This is a genomic window from Pseudomonas pudica (genome assembly GCF_015680405.1).
Lineage (GTDB): Bacteria > Pseudomonadota > Gammaproteobacteria > Pseudomonadales > Pseudomonadaceae > Aquipseudomonas > Aquipseudomonas pudica.
In genome coordinates, this window is sequence record NZ_JADLJS010000046.1 from 1 (window position 1) to 22,835 (window position 22,835).

Here is a 22,835-nt window from a genome sequence, read left to right on the forward strand (position 1 = left end):
TGGCACGGGCTTCGCCCGTGTTCGCGGGCAAGCCCGCTCCCACAGGGATCACGCCAGCTTTTAGAAATTGAGCAAGACAGTTGCTCCCACAAGTACAGTGCAAGCCTCGGGGTTTGTACAATTCCTGTGGGAGCTGGCTTGCCGGCGATTGGGCCGCAAAGCGGCCCCCGAAATCAGCGCGGGATCACTGGCTGACGCGGCTTCTTGTTGCCTTTGCCACCCTTGGCCGCTTCCTTGCGCTCCTTGGCCGCCTGCTGGTTACGCGCGAACGCTTCAGCCTTGGCTTTTTCACGCTTGTCCCAAGGCTTGCTGCCATCACTGCCACGCGGCGGCAGGCCGGTGTGCTGGGTAAGGACCTTCTGCTCCTTGCCCACCTTGTGGCTACCTGCCGGGGTCGAGTTCTTGCGGCGTGCACTCTGGTAGGTATCGGTCTGCGGCTGGTGCAGCGGGATCAGCTGGTGCTTGCCCGGCCCGATCAGGTCGGCGCGGCCCATGCGCTGCAGTGCCTCACGCAGCATCGGCCAGCCCTTCGGGTCGTGGTAACGCAAGAACGCCTTGTGCAGACGGCGCTGCTCCTCGCTCTTGACGATCTCCACGCCTTCGCTCTTGTAGGTCACCTTGCGCAGCGGGTTCTTGCCCGAGTGGTACATGGCCGTGGCCGAGGCCATCGGCGACGGGTAGAACGCCTGCACCTGGTCGGCACGGAAGCCGTTGCCCTTCAGCCACAGGGCCAGGTTCATCATGTCTTCATCGGTGGTGCCCGGGTGCGCGGCAATGAAGTACGGGATCAGGTACTGTTCCTTGCCCGCCTCTTTCGAGAACTTCTCAAACATGCGCTTGAAGCGGTCATAGGTGCCGATACCCGGCTTCATCATCTTGTCCAGCGGGCCACGCTCGGTATGCTCCGGGGCAATCTTCAGGTAACCGCCGACGTGGTGGGTGACCAGCTCCTTGACGTACTCCGGCGACTCCACCGCCAGGTCGTAACGCAGGCCCGAGGCAATCAGGATCTTCTTCACACCCGGCAGGGCGCGAGCCTTGCGGTACAGTTCGATCAGCGAGCTGTGGTCGGTGTTGAGGTTTTCGCAGATGCCCGGGAACACGCAAGACGGTTTGCGGCAGTGCTTCTCGATGTCATGGCTCTTGCAGGCGATGCGGTACATGTTGGCAGTCGGGCCGCCAAGGTCGGAAACCACGCCGGTGAAGCCCGGCACCTTGTCACGCATCTCTTCGATTTCATGCAGGATCGACTCGTGCGAGCGGTTCTGGATGATGCGGCCTTCGTGCTCGGTGATCGAGCAGAAGGTGCAGCCACCGAAGCAGCCACGCATGATGTTCACCGAGAAGCGGATCATCTCGTAGGCCGGGATGCGTTCCTTGCCGTAGGCCGGGTGCGGCACACGGGCATAGGGCATGCCGAACACGTAGTCCATTTCCTCGGTGCTCATGGGGATGGGTGGCGGGTTGAACCACACATCCACTTCGCCATGCTTCTGCACCAGGGCGCGGGCGTTGCCCGGGTTGGTCTCCAGATGCAACACCCGGTTGGCATGGGCATAGAGTACCGGGTCGTTACGCACCTTCTCGAACGACGGCAGGCGGATCACCGACTTTTCCCGGGTCATGCTCGGGCTGTCGAGGATCTGCACGACCTTGGCTTCGTTCGGGTCCTCCTGGTCGCCCTTGGCCTGCTCGATGGCACAGGCCTGGGTGTCCTGAGTGTTCACGTACGGGTTGATGATCTTGTCGACGCGGCCCGGGCGGTCGATGCGGGTCGAATCGATCTCGTACCAGCCCTGAGGCGTGTCGCGACGCACGAAAGCAGTGCCGCGCACATCGGTGATGGTCTCGATCTTCTCGCCGTTGGACAGGCGCTGGGCCACCTCGACCACCGCGCGTTCGGCGTTGCCGAATAGCAGGATGTCGGCGCTGGCGTCGATCAGGATCGAGTGGCGGACCTTGTCCTGCCAGTAGTCGTAATGGGCGATGCGGCGCAGCGAAGCCTCGATGCCGCCGAGCACGATCGGCACGTGCTTGTAGGCTTCCTTGCAACGCTGGCTGTACACCAGGCTGGCGCGGTCCGGGCGCCTGCCGGCAAGGCCACCAGGGGTGTAGGCGTCGTCGGAACGGATTTTCTTGTCCGCGGTATAGCGGTTGATCATCGAGTCCATGTTGCCCGCAGCCACGCCGAAGAACAGGTTCGGCTCGCCGAGTTTCATGAAGTCGTCTTTCGACTGCCAGTTCGGCTGGGCAATGATGCCCACGCGGAAGCCCTGGGCCTCCAGCAGGCGGCCGATGATGGCCATGCCGAACGACGGGTGGTCGACGTAGGCATCACCGGTCACGATGATGATGTCGCAGGAATCCCAGCCGAGCAGATCCATCTCCTCCCTGCTCATCGGCAGGAAAGGTGCTGGCCCGAAGCATTCGGCCCAGTACTTGGGATAGTCGTAGAGTGGTTTGGCTGCTTGCATGTCAGTGACCGGTTCTGGTGTGCAGGGAAATCGCGGGCGCGGAATATAGCACAAATTTTGACCAAATCCGACGATGGTTGTCGGATTCATGGGTTGCCTGTACCGGTCTCATCGCCGGCAAGCAAACGCCTCCAGGAGCTCCACCGGCCTCAAGGCAGTGGTCTCCTGTGGGAACTGGCTTGCCGGCGATGAGGCCGGTGGCTTATTCGTCGTCGTCGAAGTTGTACATGCCCGGCGCAAGGTTCTCGAAGCGGGTGTACTTGCCGATGAACGCCAGGCGCACGAAGCCGATGGGGCCGTTACGCTGTTTACCGATGATGATTTCCGCCACGCCCTTGTGCTCGGTCTCGGGGTGGTACACCTCGTCGCGGTACACGAACATGATCACGTCGGCGTCCTGCTCGATCGCACCAGACTCACGCAAGTCGGAGTTCACAGGGCGTTTGTTCGGGCGCTGTTCCAGGGAGCGGTTCAGCTGCGACAGGGCGATGACCGGGCAGTTGAACTCCTTGGCCAGGGCCTTGAGCGAGCGGGAGATCTCGGAAATCTCGTTGGTCCGGTTGTCACCGGCCGAACCCGGAATCTGCATCAGCTGCAGGTAGTCGACCATGATCATGGCGATTTCGCCGTGCTCACGGGCTAGGCGGCGGGTACGCGCACGCATTTCCGAGGGGCTGATGCCGGCGGTATCGTCGATGAACAGCTTGCGGTCGTTGAGCAGGTTCACCGCCGAGGTCAGGCGCGGCCAGTCGTCGTCGTCCAGCTGGCCGGAACGCACCTTGGTCTGGTCGATACGGCCCAGGGACGAGAGCATACGCATGATCAGCGATTCACCTGGCATCTCGAGGGAGAACACCAGCACCGCCTTGTCGGTACGCAGTACGGCGTTTTCCACCAGGTTCATGGCGAAGGTGGTCTTGCCCATCGACGGTCGGCCGGCGACGATGATCAGGTCTGCTGGCTGCAGGCCGCTGGTCTTCTCGTCGAGGTCGGTGAAGCCGGTGGAAACACCGGTGATGTCGCTGTCGGAGTTGAACAGCGTGTCGATGCGGTCGATGGCCATGGTCAACAGTTCGTTGACCCCCACCGGGCCGCCGGTCTTCGGCCGCGCCTCGGCAATCTGGAAGATCTGCCGCTCGGCGTCGTCGAGAATCTCTTCGGCGTTGCGCCCTTGGGGGTTGAAAGCGTTGTCGGCGATATCGGTACTGATGCTGATCAGCTGACGCAGGGTGGCGCGCTCGCGAATGATCGCGGCGTAGGCCTTGATGTTGGCTACCGACGGGGTGTTCTTGGCCAACTCTGCCAAGTACGCCAAGCCACCGACTTGCGAAGAAAGGCCTTCCTTGTCCAACTGCTCGTGCAGGGTCACCACGTCGAATGGCTGGTTGGCGTCGGCCAACTTGTGCACGGCACGGAAAATCAGGCGGTGGTCATGCCGGTAGAAGTCGCCATCCGACACCTGGTCCAGTACCCGCTCCCAGGCGTTGTTGTCCAGCATCAGGCCACCGAGCACGGCCTGTTCGGCCTCGATGGAATGCGGCGGCACCTTCAGGGCTGCAGTTTGCAGGTCAAGCTGTTCGGAGGTGGTGATCTCGTTCATGGCCACGAAAGAATTCTGGAGGATGAAAAAGACAAAGGGCACGGCCTGTCGAAAACAGGACCGTGCCCGATGTTAACCGCCTGACCCACAAGGAGCCAGCCAGTCAGCGCAGCTTAGGCAGCTACGACGACCACGCGTACGGTGGCTTCAACGTCGCTGTGCAGGTGCACGGCTACGTCGTATTCGCCAACCTGACGGATGGTGCCGTTCGGCAGACGAACTTCAGCCTTGGCCACTTCAACGCCGGAGGCGGTCAGGGCGTCAGCGATGTCGTGGGTGCCGATCGAACCGAACAGCTTGCCTTCGTCGCCAGCGGTGGCAGTGATGGTCACTTCCAGCTCGGCCAGTTGGGCAGCGCGGCTTTCAGCCGAAGCTTTCTTGTCAGCAGCTGCTTTTTCCAGCTCGGCGCGACGCTCTTCGAACGCAGCCAGGTTGGCGGCGTTGGCAACGGTGGCCTTGCCGAATGGCAGCAGGAAGTTACGGCCGTAACCAGCCTTAACCTTTACTTTGTCGCCCAGGTTGCCCAGGTTAGCGACTTTTTCCAGCAGGATCAGTTCCATTTGGTAAAACCTCTTAACTTTTAACCTTCACCGTTCGCGGAGTCATTCCCCTTGGGGGACTTGCGACCGCGAAAATCAATCAGGCTGTCGACAATGGCCAAAACCACCAGCAACGGATAAATCAGCTGCATGATCAGCGGCAACGTCACGTACATGCCCACCAGCCAGAAACCGGCCAGTCGCCCCTGTGCCACCAGCCCATGCATCAAGGCGATGCCGGCCAGCACCAGTACCAGGCTCGAGGCCGATGCCAGGACGATGAACTGCGGCCCGATGAACGGGGCCACCACCATCACTGCCACCAAGACCGCCATGGTCTGTTTCGGCAACTTCAGGGCGCGAAACTCGCGACCGAAGCCTCCAGGGTTGTACAACGCTGCCTGCCAGTAGCGCGCCAGCACCAGGGCCAGCACACTGAACAATTGCACCGTCACTGCTGTGGAAGCGACCAGCACAGGGCGGATCAGCTCACCGGAGAGCACCGGCTGCCCCTCGATTTTCGGCATGGCTTCGGCAAACGCCTTGGCCAGCACATCGAAGGTTTGCGCCAATGCCAGATCGAGCACGAGGCTGAAAGCCACGGCGAACACGGCACTGACCAGCAACACCCGGCTCCAGGGATGCTCGGCGCGCAACAGCGCAGCCAAGCCCAGGGCACCAGCGATCACCAGAAAGGTGATGGGATCGCCCATGACCCACACGGCCAGCCCGGCCAGCAGGCCGCCGGCGATGACCGTTGTAGCATCCTTGAACCCACGCCGCAGCAGCACAAGGCTGCCGGCAGCGGCACTCAACCAGAACAGCAGCGGCAGTACCGCGCTGATGACCACCACCAGGGTGGCCTGCACACGACCGCGCATGATGAAACTTGCTAACGCTCGCATGCTAATCCCTTACTGCTTGTCGACGACCCGGTCTCAGCGGCCGTGGCTGTCGGTGTAGGGCAGCAGGGCCAGGAAGCGGGCGCGCTTGATAGCGGTAGCCAGCTGACGCTGATAACGAGCTTTGGTACCGGTGATACGGCTTGGAACGATCTTGCCGGTTTCGGATACGTAAGCTTTCAGGGTGTTGAGATCTTTGAAGTCGATCTCTTTCACGTCTTCAGCAGTGAAGCGGCAGAATTTACGACGACGGAAGAAACGTGCCATTTAATAGGCTCCTCTAAAGGTCCGTGGATTACTCGTCAGCGTTATCGCTGGAGTCGCTGTCATTGCTGTCGTCGCCGTCGGCGGATTCAGCATGCTCAGGACGCTCACGACGCTCACGGCGCTCGCTGCGGTTTTCTTCAGCCTTCAGCATCTCGGACTGGCCGGTAACGGCTTCGTCGCGACGGATGACCAGGTTACGGATAACGGCATCGTTGTAGCGGAAGTTGTCTTCCAGCTCGGCCAGGGCCTTGCCGGTGCACTCAACGTTCAGCATCACGTAGTGAGCCTTGTGAACATTGTTGATTGCGTAGGCCAGTTGACGACGGCCCCAGTCTTCCAGGCGGTGGATCTTGCCACCATCTTCTTCGATCAGCTTGGTGTAACGCTCAACCATGCCGCCGACTTGCTCGCTCTGGTCCGGGTGAACCAGGAAGATGATTTCGTAATGACGCATGAATGCTCCTTACGGGTTAGTAGTCTGCCAGCGAATCTGGTCAGACAAGGAGTGAATGACACTGTATGTCTTGCACGGAGGGGAGGCACATGAGCGCCTGCCAGCTCGGCAAGGGGCGCAATTGTAGAGAAGGCGAGGCGTACAAGCAAGGTGATTGGTGAATATTTGAACAGCCGGAAGCACTTTATTCCTGCACTGGCCCTATCGCCGGCAAGCCAGCGCCCACAGGTGCTGAACCCTGTGGCGCACCTGTGGGAGCTGGCTTGCCGGCGATAGGGCTGGTACAGGCCGAAGATCAGCGCTTGGCCTGACGCTGACGCACAGCCTCGAACAGGCACACGCCCGTCGCCACCGACACGTTCAGGCTGCTGACACTACCGCCCATCGGCAACTTCACCAGAAAATCGCAATGTTCGCGTGTCAGCCGGCGCATGCCCTTGCCTTCCGCGCCCATGATCATCACCAGCGGCCCGGTCAGGTCCTGCTGGTAGATTTCCTGCTCGGCCTCGCCGGCGGTACCTACCACCCACAGGCCACGCTGCTGCAGTTTTTCCAGGGTGCGCGCCAGGTTGGTCACAGCCACCAGCGGGATCACCTCCGCGGCGCCACAGGCCACCTTGCGCACGACCGGCGTCAGGGTTGCGGACTTGTCCTTGGGCACCACCACTGCCGTGGCACCGGCGGCATCGGCGGTACGCAGGCAGGCACCAAGGTTGTGCGGGTCGGTGACACCGTCCAGCACCAGGATCAGCGGTGGTGTTTCGGTGCGCTCGAGCAACTCCTCGAGCATCAACTCGCCCCAGACCTGGCTCGGGCTCACCTCGGCGACCACACCCTGATGCACGCCCTCTACCCAGGCGTCCATCTCACGGCGTTCGGCCTGGCCGACCGCCACGCGATGTTCCGCGGCCAGCGCCAGCAGCGCCTGCAAGCGAGGCTCGCTGCGCCCTTCCGACAGCCAGATCTGCTTGACCCGCTTCGGATGGTGCTGCAGCAATGCCTGCACGGCGTGCACGCCGTAGATCTTTTCCAGCTGACTCATGACTTGCTCTTGCGTGGCGCGCCGGACTTCGACGGGCCTTTACGGTGCTTGGTCGGCTTGCCGGAAGCCTTGCCACCCTTGTCCGACTTGCTGCTGGCATGGCCGCCACTGCGCGCCTCGCTCATCAGCGCCTTCTTCATTTCGCGGCTCTTGCGCACTTCGGCGTTACGCTGCACGGCGTCTTTCGGGAAGTACGCCTCGGCGGTCTCGCTCTTGCGGCTGCGCGGCTTCGGCGTGGCCTTGGCCTCGACCGGGGCTTGCTCGGCGTGGCTGGCAGCCGGTGCGGCGCCACGCTGCTTGCGGCCGATCGGGGCAGCGAGGGTCTTTTCCGACACCTCGAAGTCGATCTTGCGCTCGTCCAGATCGACGCGCATGACCTTGACCTCGATCGTGTCGCCCAGGCGGAAGCTGCGACCGGTACGCTCGCCAGACAGGCGGTGATGCACCGGATCGAAGTGGTAGTAGTCGCCCGGCAGCGCACTGACGTGCACCAGACCTTCTACGTAGATGTCGGTCAGCTCGACGAACAGGCCGAAGCCGGTCACCGCGGTGATCACACCCGGGAAGGTCTCGCCCACGCGGTCCTTCATGAATTCGCACTTGAGCCAGTTGACCACGTCACGGGTGGCTTCATCGGCCCGACGCTCGGTCATCGAGCACTGCTCGCCGAGCTGCTCGAGGGTGTTTTCGTCGTACGGGTAGATACGCGCCTTGGGGATGCTCATGGCGCCAGCACGCTTGACGTGCGGGGTATCTACCTTGGAGCGGATGATGCTGCGGATGGCGCGGTGCACCAGCAGGTCCGGGTAACGACGGATCGGCGAGGTGAAGTGGGTATAAGCCTCGTAGTTCAGGCCGAAGTGGCCGTTGTTCTCGGTGCTGTAAACCGCCTGGCTCAGCGAACGCAGCATCACGGTCTGGATCAGGTGGAAGTCCGGGCGCCCGGCGATGCTCGCAAGCAGTGCCTGGTAGTCTTTCGGCGACGGGTCCTTGCCCTTGTGCAGGCTCAGGCCCAGTTCGCCCAGGAACGCGCGCAGCTTTTCCAGGCGCTCCGGCGGCGGGCCGTCGTGCACGCGGTACAGGGCCGGCACACCATGCTTCTGCAGGAATTCGGCGGTGGCCACGTTGGCCGCCAGCATGCATTCCTCGATCAGCTTGTGGGCGTCGTTGCGCACGGTCGGGCGAATTTCCGCGATCTTGCGCTCGTCACCGAAGATGATGCGGGTTTCCTGGGTCTCGAAGTCGATCGCGCCGCGTGTGTGACGGGCCTCCACCAGCACCTTGTACAGGTTGTACAGGTTCTTCAGGTCCGGGACGACTGCCTTGTACTCCTCGCGCAGCGCCTTGCCCTCACGGGTACGGGAATGCTCGAGCATGCTGCTGACCTTGTTATAGGTCAGGCGGGCGTGGGAGTGGATGACGCCTTCGTAGAACTGGTAGTCGACCATCTGGCCGGCTTTGTTCATGGTCATTTCGCAGACCATGGCCAGGCGATCGACATGCGGGTTCAGCGAGCACAGGCCGTTGGACAGCTCTTCGGGGAGCATAGGCACCACACGCTCGGGGAAGTACACCGAGTTGCCGCGCTGCTGGGCCTCGACGTCCAGGGCCGAACCCAGGCGCACGTAGCTGGACACGTCGGCAATGGCCACATACAGGCGCCAGCCACCGGAGAACAGGCGCAGCTTGCCCAACGGCTCGCAATAGACAGCATCGTCGAAGTCGCGGGCGTCCTCGCCGTCGATGGTGACGAACGGCAGGTGGCGCAGGTCGACGCGCTTCTCCTTGTCCTTCTCTTCGACTTCAGAGCGGAACTTGCGCGCTTCCTTGATCACGTCTTTGGGCCAGACGTGCGGGATATCGTAGCTGCGCAGGGCAACGTCGATTTCCATGCCCGGCGCCATATAGTTGCCGATGACCTCTACCACATCGCCTTGCGGCTGGAAGCGCGGGGTGGGCCAGTGGGTGATCTTGATCTCGACGAACTGGCCGATCTTGGCACCGCCGTTGCGCCCGGCGGTGACCAGCACTTCCTGCTGGATCTTCGGGTTGTCCGGGGTCACGTAGCCGATGCCGCCTTCTTCGAAGTAACGGCCGACCACACTTTCGTGGGCACGGGAGATGATTTCGACCAGCACGCCTTCGCGGCGACCACGGCGGTCGACGCCAGAGACCCGGGCCAGGCCGCGGTCGCCGTCGAACACCAGGCGCATCTGCGACGGGCTGAGGAACAGGTCTTCGCTGCCATCGTCCGGAATAAGGAAGCCGAAGCCATCGCGGTGACCGGAAACGCGGCCGCAGATCAGGTCCAGCTTGTCTACCGGGGCATAGGTGCCGCGCCGGGTATAGATAAGCTGGCCATCGCGCTCCATGGCGCGCAGGCGGCGGCGCAGTGCTTCGATCTGGTCTTCGTCGTAAAGACCGAACTCGGCCGCCAGCTCCTCGCGTGCGGCCGGTTCGCCACGGTCGGCGAGGCGCTGCAGGATCAGCTCACGGCTGGGAATGGGGTTGTCGTATTTTTCCGCTTCGCGAGCGGCCTCGGGATCGAGGGATTGCCAATCGGCCATCAGAAGGGGTTCACCTTGGGGTATATAGATATGAATTCTGGCATAGGCGTATTGAAACCGGAAATGTCAGCCTTGGACAGCCCTACCGGCGTCTCCGGCGAGAAGGAATAGGCCTGCGGAATCAACAAGTTGAATTTTTTGAAATTTTTTTTGCTCGGGGGGTTTACAGCCCCCCGGACCGTCCGTATAGTGCGCACCACAACGACGGACAACCCCGAAGTTGTAGTAGAGATGAGCGGCGCTGTAAAGCATCAAGTAATCTCGAATGTGTGCCCAGGTGGCGGAATTGGTAGACGCGCTGGTTTCAGGTATCAGTGGCTTAACGGCCGTGGAAGTTCGAGTCTTCTCCTGGGCACCAAATATTTTCAAGTAACAGATGACCAAGGATCTGTTACTACTGTGTGAAAGCGAACGATAGTCGCCTTCTCCAGACGATGTAAAGCTTTGCCCAGGTGGCGGAATTGGTAGACGCGCTGGTTTCAGGTATCAGTGACTTAACGGTCGTGGAAGTTCGAGTCTTCTCCTGGGCACCATACAAAAACCCACTAGCTTGCTAGTGGGTTTTTTCTTGCCTGCGATTTTTGTATCCCTCCTCTTTCGGTCATAGGTACAGACCTGTGCCGGCCTCTTCGCGGCTAAAGCCGCTCCCACAGGTATTTCACTCCCCTCAAGACCTGCGGGAGCGGCTTTAGCCGCGAAGAGGCCGGCACAGCCAACGCCCCTACAGACTGTTACACCATGGTCTGACCATGAATTTCTCGTCACCCGGCCACTTGAGAAACGATTTCGTTTACCATTGTTTCCAAATATGTAGCCGTAAGCGAGGAAGTACCCGCATGACGATCCGCCCGCAACCGCTGATGCGTACCTTGGCCGCCGCCGTGCTGAGCCTGGCCATCGGCGCTCCGGCCGCCATGGCAGACGCACCGGTCACCCTGACCATGTACAACGGTCAGCACAAGGAAATCGGCGAGGCCATCGCCAAGGCCTACGAGGCCAAGACCGGCATCCACATAAATATTCGCAAGGGCAGCAGCAACCAGCTGGCCAGCCAGATCATCGAGGAAGGCGAACGCTCGCCGGCCGACATCATCTATACCGAAGAGTCCCCGCCCCTGAACAACCTGGGCGAACTGGGCCTGCTGGCAAAGATCGACGACGCCACCGCGAACATGATGCCCAAGGAGTACGTTGGCACCAACGGCACCTGGATGGGCATTACCGCCCGTACGCGTATCGTCGTGTTCAACCCGAAGAAGGTCGACGAGAAAGACCTGCCGACCACAGTGATGGACTTCGCCAACCCCGAGTGGGAAGGTCGCGTCGGCTATGTACCCACCAGCGGCGCCTTCCAGGAGCAGGCCGTGGCTATCCTGAAGATGCACGGGCGAGAAGCCACCGAAGAATGGCTGACCGGCCTGAAGGCATTCGGCAAGACCTACACCAACAACATGGTCGCCCTCAAAGCCGTGGAAAAGGGCGAAGTCGCTGCGGTACTGGTGAACAACTATTACTGGTATGCGCTTGAGCGCGAGCGCGGCAAGCTGGACACCAAGCTCTACTACCTGGCCGATGGCGATGCCGGCAACCTGGTCACCATTTCCGGCGCAGCCGTGGTCAAGGCCAGCAAGCACCCGAAGGAAGCCCAGGCCCTGCTCAACTGGATGGCCAGCGAAGAAGGCCAGCGCGTGATCACCCAGACCACCGCCGAGTACCCGCTGCACAAAGGCATGGTCTCCGACCGTGGCCTGAAGCCGTTCGAAGACCTGCGCCCGCCGAAGATCTCACCAGCCGACCTGGGCAATGCAGAGGAAGCGATCGAGCTTGAGCGCGAGGTCGGCCTGCTCTGATGACTGCCGCCCTGTCCGAGCCGGTGCCAGTACGCTTCGTACCGCGCCGCAAGCGCCCCTCCGTCTGGGTGGTGCTGCCTGTGCTGTTCCTGGTAGCGATGAGCTTGCTGCCTTTGCTGTACGTTGCCATGAAAGCCTGGGAGGCCGGCTGGCGAGAAGCCATGCACCTGCTGTGGCGGCCGTTTGTCTGGGGGCTGATGCGCAACACCCTGATGCTGATGGTCGGGGTGACGCTGACCTGCATGGTGGTCGGCCTGGCCCTGGCTTGGCTGCTGGAGCGCAGCAATCTGGCCGGCCGTCGGCTATGGGGAGTGGTGCTATGCCTGCCGTTTGCCGTGCCGTCGTTCGTCAGCAGCTTCACCTGGGTGTCGCTGAGTTCCGACTTCGAAGGGCTGGGCGGAGCGATCATGGTCATGGCCCTGTCCAAGTACCCGCTGGTGTTCCTGCCGGTGGCCGCAACCCTGCGCAACCTCGATACCTCGCTGGAGGAATCGGCACGTACGCTGGGTTGCAGCCGCCGGGAAGTATTCATCAAGGTCACCCTGCCGCTGCTGTGGCCATCGATGCTGGGCGGCGCGCTGCTGATCGCCCTGCACATGCTGGTGGAGTTCGGCGCCCTGTCGATCCTCGGCCTGCAAACCTTCACCACGGCTATCTACCAGCAGTTCGAACTGGAGTTCAGCAATGCCAATGCGGCCATGCTGTCCGCCGTACTGTTGGCGATGTGCCTTTTGATGCTGTGGCTTGAACTGCGGGTACGTGGCAAGGCCCGCCATGTGCGCATCGGCCAGGGCGTGGCGCGTCGGGCGCAACCAGTGCGGCTACGTGGCTGGGCTGTGCTGGCGCAACTGTTCTGCGTGGGCCTGGCGGTGCTGGGCAGCGGTATTCCGCTGGCCATGCTCGGCTACTGGCTGAGCGTGGGTTCATCGGCGGCATTCCCGGTGGCAGCCATTTCCAAGGCGTTGTTCACCTCGCTGTCGGTGTCGCTGGGTGGTGCCGGTTTCTGCGTGCTGATGGCCCTGCCTATCAGCTTCCTGGTGGTGCGCTACAAGGGCCGCCTGGCAATCTGGGCCGAGCGCCTGCCATACCTTTTGCATGCCCTGCCCGGCCTGGTGATTGCCCTGACCCTGGTGTTCTTCGCCCTGCATTACGTGCCGGCGCTATACCAGACCACAGCACTGTTGCTGCTGGCCTATGCGCTGCTGTTCCTGCCGCTGGCGCAGTCGCCGGTGCGCACCGCGCTGAACAAGGCTTCACCTACACTGGAGGAAGCGGCGCGGACCTTGGGCGCGGGCAGCTTTGCCGCGTTCTGCCGGGTGACCCTGCCGATCATCTTCCCAGCCATGGCTGCAGCATTTGCCCTGGTGTTCCTGGATGCCATGAAGGAACTGACAGCTACCTTGCTGCTCAGCCCGACCGGAATGACCACCCTGGCCACCGAGGTGTGGGCGCACACGGCCAACGTCGAGTTCGCGGCGGCAGCGCCTTATGCGGCGTTGCTGATCGTGGTGTCGGGGCTGCCCGTATACCTGCTGACTACGCGGATGTATCTGAACAAGGCATAACCTTCTTCGCCGGCTTGCCGGCGATGAAGCCATCAGATGTTTCGCAGCATGCGCCGCACAATCGGCCCATGCGCCTTGCCGACAGGCAGCATGTAGAGGCGGCCGAAGCGGTTGAAGCACTGTACCGAGGTGGTCACGCTCAAACGCTGCTGGCCATCCCTCGGCTCATCCAGATCCATGCTCACCATCACCGCCAGGTGCGTGTCGCGCGAGGTCAGGACCAATTGATGGTCGCTGATTGCCTCGACCAGGAAAAAGTCCAGATGCTCACCCACTACCGGCAAACGTTCGGGGCTGCGCGATGAGAAACCGTGGATAGCAGTGACATTGAAGCGGCGCGAGATGAAATCGCGCAGGCGAAAGGCCTTGGCCAGCCAGCCTGGGACGTCCGAAGTCATGGTGCAGTAGGCCTGGAGAGCGGTCATGGGCGCGTTGACATGCACGCTGTCGCAATGGAGAAAATCCAGGGCGGCCGGGGCGGCGACCAGTTGAGCTGACATGAACAACTCCGTTTGCCATGTGTCGTTGCCATCTTAGCAACACTGCACCGCCAAAACTCGATGGCCTTGCACAATTGCAGAAGCTTGCACTTGCCCTGTGGGAGCGGGTTAACCCGCGAACACCGGCGGAGCCGGTGCCATGCCGCGTCGTCTTCTTCACGGGTGAACCCGCTCCCACAGGGATTGCGATTCGCTTGCGAATTTCTATGCCCTGAATTGGCCCAGGCTGGCACGCAGCTGTGCGGCCAGGTCATCCAGCACCTTGCTGCTTGCGGTGGTCTGCATCACCACCTCGGCCGAGCGTTCGGCCTGGGCGTGTATGGTTTCCACCCGCCCACGCACCGCCTGCGCCCCGCTCGCCTGCTGCTCGGCCGCCCGGGTGGCCAGGCCGATGGCTGCGTGCACCTGCTCCACCGCTGCCTGCACCGACTGTTGGCGGCGCTCGTTGTCACGCAACACCAGCAGCCCTTCGCTGGCCTTGAGACCGGCCTGGCTGATGGTGGCCACGGCCTCCTTGGCCCCCTTCTGCAGCGCGGCGATGTGCGCCTGGATATCTCCCGTAGAACTTTGCGTCTTGCTCGCCAGCGCCCGCACCTCATCGGCCACCACGGCAAACCCGCGCCCGGTTTCGCCAGCACGGGCGGCTTCGATGGCCGCGTTCAGGGCCAGCAGGTTGGTCTGTTCGGCGATGCCGTGGATAACGGTCAGCACCACTTCGATCTGCTCGCTCTGCTTGGCCAGGCGCTCGATCACCTGGGAGCCGGCCTCCACCTGCCCGGCCAGGTTCTCGATCAAACCGGCGAGCTGAGTCGAGGTACGGCTGTTCTCGTCAGTAGCCTGGCGGATATCCACCACCTGCTGCAGGGCCGCCTGCATGGCATGGCTTTCAGCCTGGGCCTCATCGGCCATGCTCGACAGATCGCGCAGGCTGGCCGCCACTTCATCGCGTTGCAGTGCAGCGGCAGCATCGGCGCCGGCATTGCGCTGGGCCATCGCGCCAATCTCCACGCCGGTGCGCTGCGCCACCTCGCCCGCCTCGCGCACGATGGGTTGCAGCTTGTCGACAAAGCGGTTAACCGCCGAAGCCATGTCGCCAATTTCGTCGCGGCTGTCGAGGGGCACGCGCTTGGTCAGGTCGCCTTCGCCAGCCGCCAGGTCGTCGAGCGCGGCAATCAGCAGGCGCAGCTTGCTCAGCACCCGGCGACCAAGCACCACGGCCACCACCACCAGCACACCCAGGCCGACCAGCATCAGGCCCAGCCCGATGCGCCAGCGCAGTTCGGCAGCAGCATCACGCACAGTCTGTGCGGTATTGGCCTGCATCGCGGCTGCGCTGCCCTGCGCCTTTTCCAGGCGCTCGCGCAAGGTCTTGCCACTGTCGGCAGCAGCACCGACCAGACTGTCGCCGACCAGTTGCTCGCCGCTGGCGATCAGTGCGGCGAAGCGCTGGTCCAGGGCCTTTAGCTCCTGATCGATACCGGCGGTGGAAACGCCCATCACCACCTTGCCGATTTCTGCACCATTGGGGTTGATCGAGGCCTCGACGAAGTACACCGCCGGGTCGCGCCGGGCCGCGTCGATCACCTTGTCCAGCGCACGCTCGCCCTGGCCCTTGTCCATCAATGCCTGGTTGATCGGGTTTTGCCGGTTCAGGTAGCGGGTCAGGTGCTGGCCCTGGGCGTCGTCGTAGACCACGAACAGCACGTTGGGGTTGCGCTGGGCACGCCGGGCGAAGTCAGAGAGCACCGGCACATCGTTGTCCCAGATCGCCCGCGGTGCGACCGACGCCAGCAGCTCGGCCATATCGTTGGCGGAGTCCTTGAGGTTCTTTTCCAGCGTGCTGCGCAGTTGCTGTTGCTCGCTTTGCAGGCGCGCCGACAAACCTGCGCTCAGCCGCTGGCGGGTGCTGCTGGAGAGGCTGTCGAGGCCTGAGCGCACATCTTGCCCGGCTTGCTCCAGCTCGCTGGCGAGCTGCCGGCTGTCATTGCCCAGGCGTTCACCCAAGTCGGCCTCCAAGGCGGTGACCGTGCTTCGGGTAAGCGCAACGGCGACCAGCACCTGCACCAAAAGAGCGATACCAAGGGCAACAAACACAGGCCGCAAAAGGCGGCTTCGTAACAGTGAGAGGATGGCAGACACGGTGTAACCCTCGTGTTTTCTGGCGCCACTATTTTGATGGCATCTTCAGAAACTTCTTACAGCAAGGGTTGTGCCGAGGGCAGCAGGGATAAACGCCAAGGTTCAGCAATGGGTTTTCCTGTACTGGCCTCTTCGCGGGCTGGCCCGCTCCCACAGGTACTCCACATGTCTTGAGGCCTGTGGTGTACCTGTGGGAGCTGGCTTGCCGGCGATAGGGCCGGGACAGGCATACCCCACAAATGAAAACGCCGCAGCCCCTTTCGGGGCCACGGCGTCAGATCAGCCTGTATGGCGGATCAGGCGAACGGATGACGCAGCACGATAGTCTCGTTGCGGTCCGGACCGGTGGAGATGATGTCGATCGGCGCGCCGATCAGCTCTTCGATGCGCTTGATGTAGGCGCGAGCGTTGGCTGGCAGTTCTTCCAGGGCTTTCACGCCCAGGGTCGACTCGCTCCAGCCTGGCATCTCTTCGTACACCGGCTCCAGGCCGATGTAGCTGTCGGCGTCGGAAGGCGCGTCGATGACGGCACCGTTCTCGTTCTTGTAGCCAACGCAGATGTTGATGGTTTCCAGGCCATCCAGGACGTCCAGCTTGGTCAGGCAGATGCCCGAGATGCTGTTGACGTCGATGGCGCGACGCAGGATCACGGCATCGAACCAGCCGCAACGGCGCGCGCGGCCGGTGGTGGAGCCGAACTCATGGCCACGCTTGGCCAGGGTAGCGCCAGTCTCGTCGAACAGTTCGGTCGGGAACGGACCGGAACCTACACGAGTGGTGTAGGCCTTGGTGATACCCAGGATGTAGTCCAGGTACATCGGGCCAACGCCAGAACCGGTGGAGATACCGCCAGCGGTGGTGTTGGAGCTGGTGACGTACGGGTAAGTGCCGTGGTCGATGTCCAGCAGCGAGCCCTGGGCACCTTCGAACATGATGTCCTTGCCGGCGCGACGCAGGTTGTGCAGCTCGGCGGTGACGTCGAGCATCATCGGCTTGAGCTGCTCGGCGTAGGCCATGCATTCGTCCAGGGTCTGCTGGAAGTCGATGGCCGGCTCTTTGTAATAGTTCACCAGCTGGAAGTTGTGGTAATCCAGCAGCTCACCCAGCTTGGCGGCGAAACGCTCGCGGTGGAACAGGTCACCCACGCGCAGGCCGCGGCGTGCGACCTTGTCTTCGTAAGCTGGGCCGATACCACGACCAGTGGTGCCGATCTTGGCTTCGCCACGAGCTTTTTCGCGGGCCTGGTCCAGGGCAACGTGGTACGACAGGATCAGCGGCGCAGCCGGGCTGATGCGCAGGCGCTCGCGCACCGGTACGCCCTTCTCTTCCAGCTTGGTGATTTCACGCATCAGGGCATCCGGGGCAACGACCACGCCGTTGCCGATCAGGCACTGTACGCCTTCACGCAGGATGCCGGACGGAATCAGGTGCAGAACGGTCTTTTCACCGTTGATCACCAGGGTGTGACCCGCGTTGTGGCCACCCTGGTAGCGCACTACGGCGGCAGCATGTTCGGTCAGCAGATCGACGATCTTGCCTTTGCCCTCATCACCCCACTGGGTGCCCAGGACGACGACATTCTTACCCATTACATTGGTCCTCATTCACGCAAACTTGGTTGCCGGCCTACTGCCGGCGCAGAAACTCACTGGGCCAGCGGCAGAACCTGCCAGCGCCCGTCTTGCTGAATCAATTGCCGATCACAATCCGCCTCGAGAGCAGCACTCAACGGCTGGCCAGGCAGGGCCTGGACCACACGCTGGCCCTCGTTGCGCAACTGGCAGACTTGCTGCCAGAGGGCCGCGTCGCCACTGTCCGGCATCCAGATGCCGCCAGTTGGCAATACGACCTCCGCTCGCCCCAGTGTGACCAGGGTCTTCAAATCCGTGGAGAAACCAGTGGCCGGGCGTGCCCGGCCAAAGTCGGCGCCGATGTCGTCATAGCGCCCGCCCTGGGCGATCGATTGACCTTCGCCCGGCACGAACACGGCGAACACCACGCCAGTGTGATAGTGGTAACCGCGCAGCTCGCCGAGGTCGAAGTACAGCGGCAGGTCCGGGAAGCGCGACGCCAGGCGATCGGCGATCGCCAGCAGGTCGTCCAGCGCCGCCAGCACACTGGCCGGGGCACGGCCCAGGCGCACGCGGGCTTCGGCCAGCACTTCGCGGCCACCGCACAGCTCGACCAGCGCGCGCAGCATGTTGCCCAGGTCCTTCGGCAGGTCGGCGGTCAGCACCTGAACTTCATCCACGGCCTTGCGCTGCAGGGCGTCGAACAGCTGTTGCTCGACCGCGCCGGACAGGCCGGCAGCACGAGCCAGGCCGCGGTAGATACCGACGTGGCCCAGGTCCATGTGCACATCTGGCACATCGGTAAGTTGCAGCGTGGCGAGCATCAGGCTGATGACTTCGACATCGCTGGTGGGGCTGGCATCGCCATACAGCTCGGCACCCAGCTGGATCGGGCTGCGCGAGGTGGACAGGGCACGCGGCTGGGCGTGCAGCACGCTGCCGGCATAGCACAGGCGGCTCGGGCCTTCACGACGCAGGGTGTGGGCATCGATGCGCGCCACCTGCGGGGTGAAGTCGGCGCGGAAGCCCATCAGGCGGCCCGACTGCGGGTCCACTACCTTGAAGGTGCGCTGATCCAGGTCCTGGCCGGCGCCGGTGAGCAGCGACTCCAGGTACTCGATATGCGGGGTGACGACCAGTTCGTAGCCCCAACTCTGGAACAGGTCCAACACCTGGCGGCGCGCGATTTCGATGCGCGCAGCCTCAGGTGGCAGTACTTCCTCGATGCCATCTGGCAGCAGCCAGCGGTCTACCGTTGCCATTACGCCATTTCCCCTCTGGTCCGGGCGGCTTGCCAGCAGGCGAGCCGTCAGTAAAGCCGGTATCGCGCACAGCAGCGGGCAGCACTGATCCCAGCGCAGCCACCGTACCCGACACCCTCGAATTGCCTTGCGACCTGACCAAACCGTCAACTGGCGGTTTGCCAATCAACCATGCAGACGCAAAAAAGCCGGGAAATTTCCCGGCTGCCTCATCATACACCCCTTTTCATTCAGGATGCACCCCGCCTGGTGTTTTAGCTGCCAGGCGGGGCGCCGCTGCATGAGAATCAGGGCTTGAGCATCACGGCCTGCTCTTGTCCAGGAAGCGGAAGAACTCGTTCTTCGGGTCCAGGACCAGCACGTCGCTCTTGCTCGAGAAGCTCTCGCGGTACGCCTGCAGGCTACGGTAGAACGCGTAGAAATCAGGGTCCTGAGTGTAGGCCTTGGCGTAGATGGCGGCCGCCTGGGCGTCACCGTCACCGCGGGTTTCCTCTGCTTCGCGATAGGCCTCAGCCAGCAATACGCGGCGCTGACGGTCAGCATCGGCACGGATACCTTCAGCCAGCTCGTTACCCTTGGCGCGGTGCTCGCGGGCTTCACGCTCACGCTCGGTGCTCATGCGGTCAAACACGCTGCGGTTGACTTCCTTCGGCAAGTCGATGGCCTTGACGCGCACATCGACCACCTCGATACCCAGCTCTTTGGCGGCCATGCGGTTCAGCGAAGCAGTGATGTCAGCCATCAGCGCGTCACGTTCACCGGAAACCACTTCGTGCAGGGTACGTTTACCGAACTGGTCACGCAGGCCACTTTCCAGACGACGCGACAGACGCTCGTCGGCGATCTGCTTCATGCCGGACGTGGCGGTGTAGAAGCGTTCGGCGTCCTTGACGCGCCACTTGGCGTAAGCGTCGACCATCACCGCTTTCTTCTCCAGGGTCAGGAACCGCTGGGTCGGGGCGTCGAGGGTCATCAGGCGGGCGTCGAACTTGCGCACCTGGTTCACGTACGGAATCTTCACGTGCATGCCCGGCTGTACATCCGCCTGGACTACCTTACCGAAGCGCAGCAATACCGCACGCTCGGTCTGGGACACGATGTAGAAGCTGTTCCAGGCCACGATGGCCAGGACAACGGCGGCGATCAGGGCGATCAGCGATCTGTTGCTCATCAGCGGCTCTCCCTAGTGCGCAGCGGCTGCTGTTGCTGTTGCAGGTCCTGCGCCGCACGGGCGGCCGCATCGTTGACCGATGGCGACACGCCAGTGGTCGGCGCGGACGGGTTGCGGCTGCCTTCGACCATCTTGTCCAGCGGCAGGTAGAGCAGGTTGTTCTGCCCGTCCTTGGTTGCCACCATGACCTTGCTCGAATTGCTGTAGACCTCTTGCATGGTTTCCAGGTACAGGCGCTGACGGGTCACGTCAGGTGCCTTGCGGTACTCGGCGACCAGCTTGGTGAAGCGGTCGGCTTCACCCTTGGCACGGGCGATGACTTCGTCGCGGTAACCGTTGGCGTCCTCGATGATGCGCTGGGCCTGACCACGGGCTTCCGGCACCACGCCATTGGCGTAGGACTCGGCCTGGTTGCGGGCACGCTGCTCATCTTCGCGGGCACGGATCACGTCGTCGAAGGCTTCCTGCACTTCACGCGGGGCTGCCGCGCTCTGGACGTTGACCTGGGTAACAGTGATACCGGTACGGTAGGTGTCGAGGAAGCGCTGCAGGCGTTCGCGGATATCCACGGCCATCTGCTCGCGGCCTTCGGTGAGCACCTGGTCCATCGAGGTGGAACCCACAACGTGGCGCAGGGCACTCTCGGTCGCGTGCTGCAGGCTGACCTCAGGCTGGTCGACGTTGAGCACGAAGTCCTGCAGGTTGCTGATCTTGTACTGGACGGTCAGCGGCACCTCGACGATGTTCTCGTCTTCGGTCAGCATCTGGCCCTGCTTGGTGTAGGCACGCTCGCGCGTGACGTTCTCCATGTACTTGCGATCAATTGGCGGGAAGTAGATGTTCAGGCCGGGACCGACCGTCTCATAGTACTTGCCGAAGCGCAGCACCACGGCCTGCTCCTGCTCGTCGACCACGTACACGGCGCTGTACAGCCAGATTGCAGCCAGCACCGCCAGGCCGATGCCCAGCAGGCCCAGGCCACCGCCCTTGCCGACATTGCGGTCACCGCCGCCACGTTTCTTGCCGCTGCCGAACATGCCGTTCAGGCTGTCCTGCAATTTGCGGAAGGCCTCGTCCAGGTCCGGTGGACCTTTCTTGTCACCACCGCCGCCACCGCCATTACGGCGACCGCCCCAGGGATCCTGATTGTTCGAGTTGCCACCCGGCTCGTTCCAAGCCATAGCGCTCTCCATCTGATAAAGCAAAGACGCGCCCACGGCGCGCCGTCCAATGCTACAGAATGCCTGTCACTGCTGCCCGGCGACCTCGACGAGCATTTATTGCAAAGTGTGTTGCTCGACAAACACTTGCGGCTCCATGCCTTCGCGGCTGACCAGGCGATTCAGTTCGACCATGGGCAGTCGCACGCTCAGCAGGCTGCGCCCTTCTTCATCATGCTCTTCACTCTGCACGGCACCCAGGGCAAAGAATTGCGCGCGCAAGCGGGCAAAACGCTGCTCCAGACACAGGGTACCGACAAACAGATCATCCCCCAGCAACTCGGCAATCGCCTGGCCGACCAGCTCCAGGCCACGCCCATCGCGTGCCGATACCCAGACCCGTTCCGGCTTGCCATCGGCATTGCGCTGGATCTGCGGCTCGACATCTTCGAGCAGGTCGAGTTTGTTATACACCTCGAGGATCGGCAACCCTTCGGCACCAATCTCGCCCAACACCGCCAGCACCTGCTCGATCTGCTCCATGCGCTCCGGCTCATGGGCGTCGATCACATGCAGCAACAAATCGGAGTTGCTCGACTCTTCGAGCGTAGCCCGAAATGCCTCGACCAGCTTGTGCGGCAGGTGGCGAATGAAGCCCACGGTATCGGCAAGCACGATCGGCCCCAGGTCGTTCAGCTCGAGCCGGCGCAGGGTCGGGTCGAGAGTGGCGAACAGCTGGTCGGCGGCATACACCTCGGATTCGGTCAGGGCGTTGAACAGCGTGGACTTGCCGGCGTTTGTATAACCAACCAGCGATACCGACGGGATGTCCGCACGCTTGCGCCCGCGGCGTGCCTGCTCGCGCTGGCTGCGCACCTTCTCCAGGCGTGACTTGATCTGGCGAATGCGCACCCGCAACAGGCGGCGGTCGGTTTCCAGCTGGGTTTCACCCGGGCCACGCAGGCCGATACCACCCTTCTGTCGCTCAAGGTGGGTCCAGCCGCGTACCAGCCGCGTGCTCATGTGCTCGAGCTGGGCCAGTTCGACCTGCAGCTTGCCTTCATGGGTACGCGCCCGTTGGGCGAAGATATCGAGGATCAGCCCGGTACGGTCGAGCACACGACACTCGAACACACGCTCGAGGTTGCGCTCCTGACTGGGCGTAAGGGTGTGATTGAAAATCACCAGGTCTACCTGTTCGGCATGGACCAGGTCGTGCAACTCTTCGACCTTGCCACTGCCAATCAGGTATTTGGCGGAAGGCTGATGCCTTGCCACCGTGACCAGCGAGACGATGTCGGCACCGGCCGACAATGCCAGCTCCTGAAACTCCTGCGGGTCTTCGCGCGCCTCAGGGTTCTGACCTTCCAAGTGAACGAGCAACGCCCGCTCACCACCACCGTGGCGCTCAAAGAACAATGCAGGCTCCTATCAGGCGTTGCCTGGCTCGCTGTCGCCGTGTTCGGAATCGGACGGGCTTGGCAGACGAACCGGACGGGCAGGAACCACGGTCGAGATGGCGTGCTTGTAGACCATCTGGCTGACGGTGTTCTTCAGCAGTACCACGAACTGGTCGAAGGACTCGATCGAACCCTGCAGTTTGATGCCGTTGACCAGGTAGATGGATACCGGGACCTTTTCTTTTCTCAAGGTGTTCAAGTAAGGGTCTTGTAGCGAATGCCCTTTTGACATATGCCGCACTCCTGTAAGGATAAATAATAGAAAATCAAGAAAATCGATAAATTAGGCCGCCCCTTCGCAAGAATAGACGG

Annotated in this window: 18 protein-coding genes, 2 tRNA genes and 1 pseudogene; 4 read left to right on the forward strand and 17 right to left on the reverse strand. The window is 62.5% G+C overall.

The features are described 5' to 3' along the window. Positions 1-173: 173 nt before the first annotated feature. The 8 genes from IRZ77_RS22640 to rnr all read right to left on the reverse strand — a co-directional run bounded on the left by IRZ77_RS22640 (position 174) and on the right by rnr (position 9,845). Positions 174-2,474 carry a YgiQ family radical SAM protein gene (locus IRZ77_RS22640; protein WP_046613306.1) on the reverse strand — a complete coding sequence of 767 codons (2,301 nt, stop codon included), beginning with the start codon at positions 2,472-2,474 and terminating at the stop codon, positions 174-176. Positions 2,475-2,676: 202 nt separating this feature from the next. Next, positions 2,677-4,074: a replicative DNA helicase gene (dnaB, locus tag IRZ77_RS22645; protein WP_015271992.1), complete on the reverse strand. Its 1,398-nt coding sequence runs from the start codon at positions 4,072-4,074 to the stop codon at positions 2,677-2,679. Between the two features lie 113 nt (positions 4,075-4,187). Beyond that, positions 4,188-4,634, reverse strand: coding sequence for a 50S ribosomal protein L9 (gene rplI / locus IRZ77_RS22650; RefSeq protein ID WP_003249568.1), 447 nt, complete (start codon positions 4,632-4,634; stop codon positions 4,188-4,190). 20 nt (positions 4,635-4,654) lie between these two features. Continuing rightward, a complete protein-coding gene (locus IRZ77_RS22655; RefSeq protein WP_003259010.1) occupies positions 4,655-5,518 on the reverse strand; it encodes a hypothetical protein in 864 nt (287 codons plus the stop codon). Between the two features lie 33 nt (positions 5,519-5,551). After that, the gene (gene rpsR, locus IRZ77_RS22660; protein ID WP_003249563.1) at positions 5,552-5,782 is read right to left on the reverse strand and encodes a 30S ribosomal protein S18; all 231 of its coding nucleotides are present in this window, start codon (positions 5,780-5,782) and stop codon (positions 5,552-5,554) included. A 28-nt stretch (positions 5,783-5,810) separates the two neighbouring features. Beyond that, positions 5,811-6,236: a 30S ribosomal protein S6 gene (gene rpsF / locus IRZ77_RS22665; protein ID WP_013974420.1), complete on the reverse strand. Its 426-nt coding sequence runs from the start codon at positions 6,234-6,236 to the stop codon at positions 5,811-5,813. 295 nt (positions 6,237-6,531) lie between these two features. Further along, a complete protein-coding gene (gene rlmB / locus IRZ77_RS22670) occupies positions 6,532-7,278 on the reverse strand; it encodes a 23S rRNA (guanosine(2251)-2'-O)-methyltransferase RlmB (RefSeq protein WP_046613310.1) in 747 nt (248 codons plus the stop codon). Then, on the reverse strand, positions 7,275-9,845 hold the full coding sequence (gene rnr / locus IRZ77_RS22675) for a ribonuclease R (protein ID WP_196174465.1): 2,571 nt from the start codon (positions 9,843-9,845) through the stop codon (positions 7,275-7,277). Before rnr ends, rlmB begins: the two co-directional genes overlap by 4 nt. Before the next feature lie 271 nt (positions 9,846-10,116). Between rnr and IRZ77_RS22680 the strand changes: the two genes are divergently transcribed. From IRZ77_RS22680 to IRZ77_RS22695, 4 genes are all read left to right on the forward strand, one after another. Next, positions 10,117-10,203: transfer RNA gene (locus IRZ77_RS22680), tRNA-Leu, on the forward strand. An 88-nt stretch (positions 10,204-10,291) separates the two neighbouring features. Continuing rightward, positions 10,292-10,378: transfer RNA gene (locus tag IRZ77_RS22685), tRNA-Leu, on the forward strand. A gap of 303 nt (positions 10,379-10,681) precedes the next feature. Continuing rightward, positions 10,682-11,695, forward strand: a complete 1,014-nt coding sequence (locus tag IRZ77_RS22690; protein WP_046613312.1) for an extracellular solute-binding protein — start codon at positions 10,682-10,684, stop codon at positions 11,693-11,695. Continuing rightward, on the forward strand, positions 11,695-13,260 hold the full coding sequence (locus tag IRZ77_RS22695; RefSeq protein WP_046613314.1) for an ABC transporter permease: 1,566 nt from the start codon (positions 11,695-11,697) through the stop codon (positions 13,258-13,260). The genes IRZ77_RS22690 and IRZ77_RS22695 overlap by 1 nt, the downstream gene beginning before the upstream one ends. 32 nt (positions 13,261-13,292) lie before the next feature. On the opposite strand, the gene IRZ77_RS22700 is transcribed toward IRZ77_RS22695, so the two are convergent. The 9 genes and pseudogenes from IRZ77_RS22700 to hfq all read right to left on the reverse strand — a co-directional run bounded on the left by IRZ77_RS22700 (position 13,293) and on the right by hfq (position 22,755). Beyond that, a complete protein-coding gene (locus IRZ77_RS22700) occupies positions 13,293-13,760 on the reverse strand; it encodes a DUF2867 domain-containing protein (protein WP_046613316.1) in 468 nt (155 codons plus the stop codon). Between the two features lie 204 nt (positions 13,761-13,964). Next, positions 13,965-14,849 (reverse strand): methyl-accepting chemotaxis protein, encoded by an 885-nt coding sequence (locus IRZ77_RS27410; RefSeq protein WP_371034222.1) that lies wholly within the window; start codon positions 14,847-14,849, stop codon positions 13,965-13,967. Positions 14,850-14,870: 21 nt separating this feature from the next. Continuing rightward, positions 14,871-15,563, reverse strand: a pseudogene (locus IRZ77_RS27415) (methyl-accepting chemotaxis protein); the annotation flags it as partial. Positions 15,564-16,195: 632 nt separating this feature from the next. Then, the gene (locus IRZ77_RS22710) at positions 16,196-17,488 is read right to left on the reverse strand and encodes an adenylosuccinate synthase (protein ID WP_046613320.1); all 1,293 of its coding nucleotides are present in this window, start codon (positions 17,486-17,488) and stop codon (positions 16,196-16,198) included. 56 nt (positions 17,489-17,544) lie between these two features. After that, the gene (locus IRZ77_RS22715; protein ID WP_013974431.1) at positions 17,545-18,732 is read right to left on the reverse strand and encodes an ATP phosphoribosyltransferase regulatory subunit; all 1,188 of its coding nucleotides are present in this window, start codon (positions 18,730-18,732) and stop codon (positions 17,545-17,547) included. A gap of 301 nt (positions 18,733-19,033) precedes the next feature. Beyond that, on the reverse strand, positions 19,034-19,903 hold the full coding sequence (gene hflC, locus IRZ77_RS22720) for a protease modulator HflC (RefSeq protein WP_063911924.1): 870 nt from the start codon (positions 19,901-19,903) through the stop codon (positions 19,034-19,036). Then, positions 19,903-21,084: an FtsH protease activity modulator HflK gene (hflK, locus tag IRZ77_RS22725; RefSeq protein ID WP_063911925.1), complete on the reverse strand. Its 1,182-nt coding sequence runs from the start codon at positions 21,082-21,084 to the stop codon at positions 19,903-19,905. The genes hflC and hflK overlap by 1 nt, the downstream gene beginning before the upstream one ends. Positions 21,085-21,180: 96 nt before the next feature. Continuing rightward, the gene (gene hflX / locus IRZ77_RS22730; protein WP_015272005.1) at positions 21,181-22,482 is read right to left on the reverse strand and encodes a ribosome rescue GTPase HflX; all 1,302 of its coding nucleotides are present in this window, start codon (positions 22,480-22,482) and stop codon (positions 21,181-21,183) included. A 12-nt stretch (positions 22,483-22,494) separates the two neighbouring features. Continuing rightward, entirely contained in the window at positions 22,495-22,755 is a 261-nt protein-coding gene (gene hfq, locus IRZ77_RS22735) for an RNA chaperone Hfq (protein ID WP_003258160.1), read from the reverse strand. Between the last annotated feature and the right edge of the window lie 80 nt (positions 22,756-22,835).

Bases quoted from the DNA above. Each gene is read 5' to 3' on its own strand.
- hfq (WP_003258160.1), bottom strand. From the start codon at position 22,755: ATGTCAAAAGGGCATTCGCTACAAGACCCTTACTTGAACACCTTGAGA.
- rpsF (WP_013974420.1), bottom strand. From the start codon at position 6,236: ATGCGTCATTACGAAATCATCTTCCTGGTTCACCCGGACCAGAGCGAG.
- IRZ77_RS22710 (WP_046613320.1), bottom strand. From the start codon at position 17,488: ATGGGTAAGAATGTCGTCGTCCTGGGCACCCAGTGGGGTGATGAGGGC.
- IRZ77_RS22640 (WP_046613306.1), bottom strand. From the start codon at position 2,474: ATGCAAGCAGCCAAACCACTCTACGACTATCCCAAGTACTGGGCCGAA.
- rpsR (WP_003249563.1), bottom strand. From the start codon at position 5,782: ATGGCACGTTTCTTCCGTCGTCGTAAATTCTGCCGCTTCACTGCTGAA.
- IRZ77_RS22695 (WP_046613314.1), top strand. From the start codon at position 11,695: ATGACTGCCGCCCTGTCCGAGCCGGTGCCAGTACGCTTCGTACCGCGC.
- rnr (WP_196174465.1), bottom strand. From the start codon at position 9,845: ATGGCCGATTGGCAATCCCTCGATCCCGAGGCCGCTCGCGAAGCGGAA.
- dnaB (WP_015271992.1), bottom strand. From the start codon at position 4,074: ATGAACGAGATCACCACCTCCGAACAGCTTGACCTGCAAACTGCAGCC.
- IRZ77_RS22655 (WP_003259010.1), bottom strand. From the start codon at position 5,518: ATGCGAGCGTTAGCAAGTTTCATCATGCGCGGTCGTGTGCAGGCCACC.
- rplI (WP_003249568.1), bottom strand. From the start codon at position 4,634: ATGGAACTGATCCTGCTGGAAAAAGTCGCTAACCTGGGCAACCTGGGC.
- IRZ77_RS22690 (WP_046613312.1), top strand. From the start codon at position 10,682: ATGACGATCCGCCCGCAACCGCTGATGCGTACCTTGGCCGCCGCCGTG.
- rlmB (WP_046613310.1), bottom strand. From the start codon at position 7,278: ATGAGTCAGCTGGAAAAGATCTACGGCGTGCACGCCGTGCAGGCATTG.
- IRZ77_RS22715 (WP_013974431.1), bottom strand. From the start codon at position 18,732: ATGGCAACGGTAGACCGCTGGCTGCTGCCAGATGGCATCGAGGAAGTA.
- IRZ77_RS22700 (WP_046613316.1), bottom strand. From the start codon at position 13,760: ATGTCAGCTCAACTGGTCGCCGCCCCGGCCGCCCTGGATTTTCTCCAT.
- IRZ77_RS27410 (WP_371034222.1), bottom strand. From the start codon at position 14,849: ATGGCTTCGGCGGTTAACCGCTTTGTCGACAAGCTGCAACCCATCGTG.
- hflC (WP_063911924.1), bottom strand. From the start codon at position 19,903: ATGAGCAACAGATCGCTGATCGCCCTGATCGCCGCCGTTGTCCTGGCC.
- hflK (WP_063911925.1), bottom strand. From the start codon at position 21,084: ATGGCTTGGAACGAGCCGGGTGGCAACTCGAACAATCAGGATCCCTGG.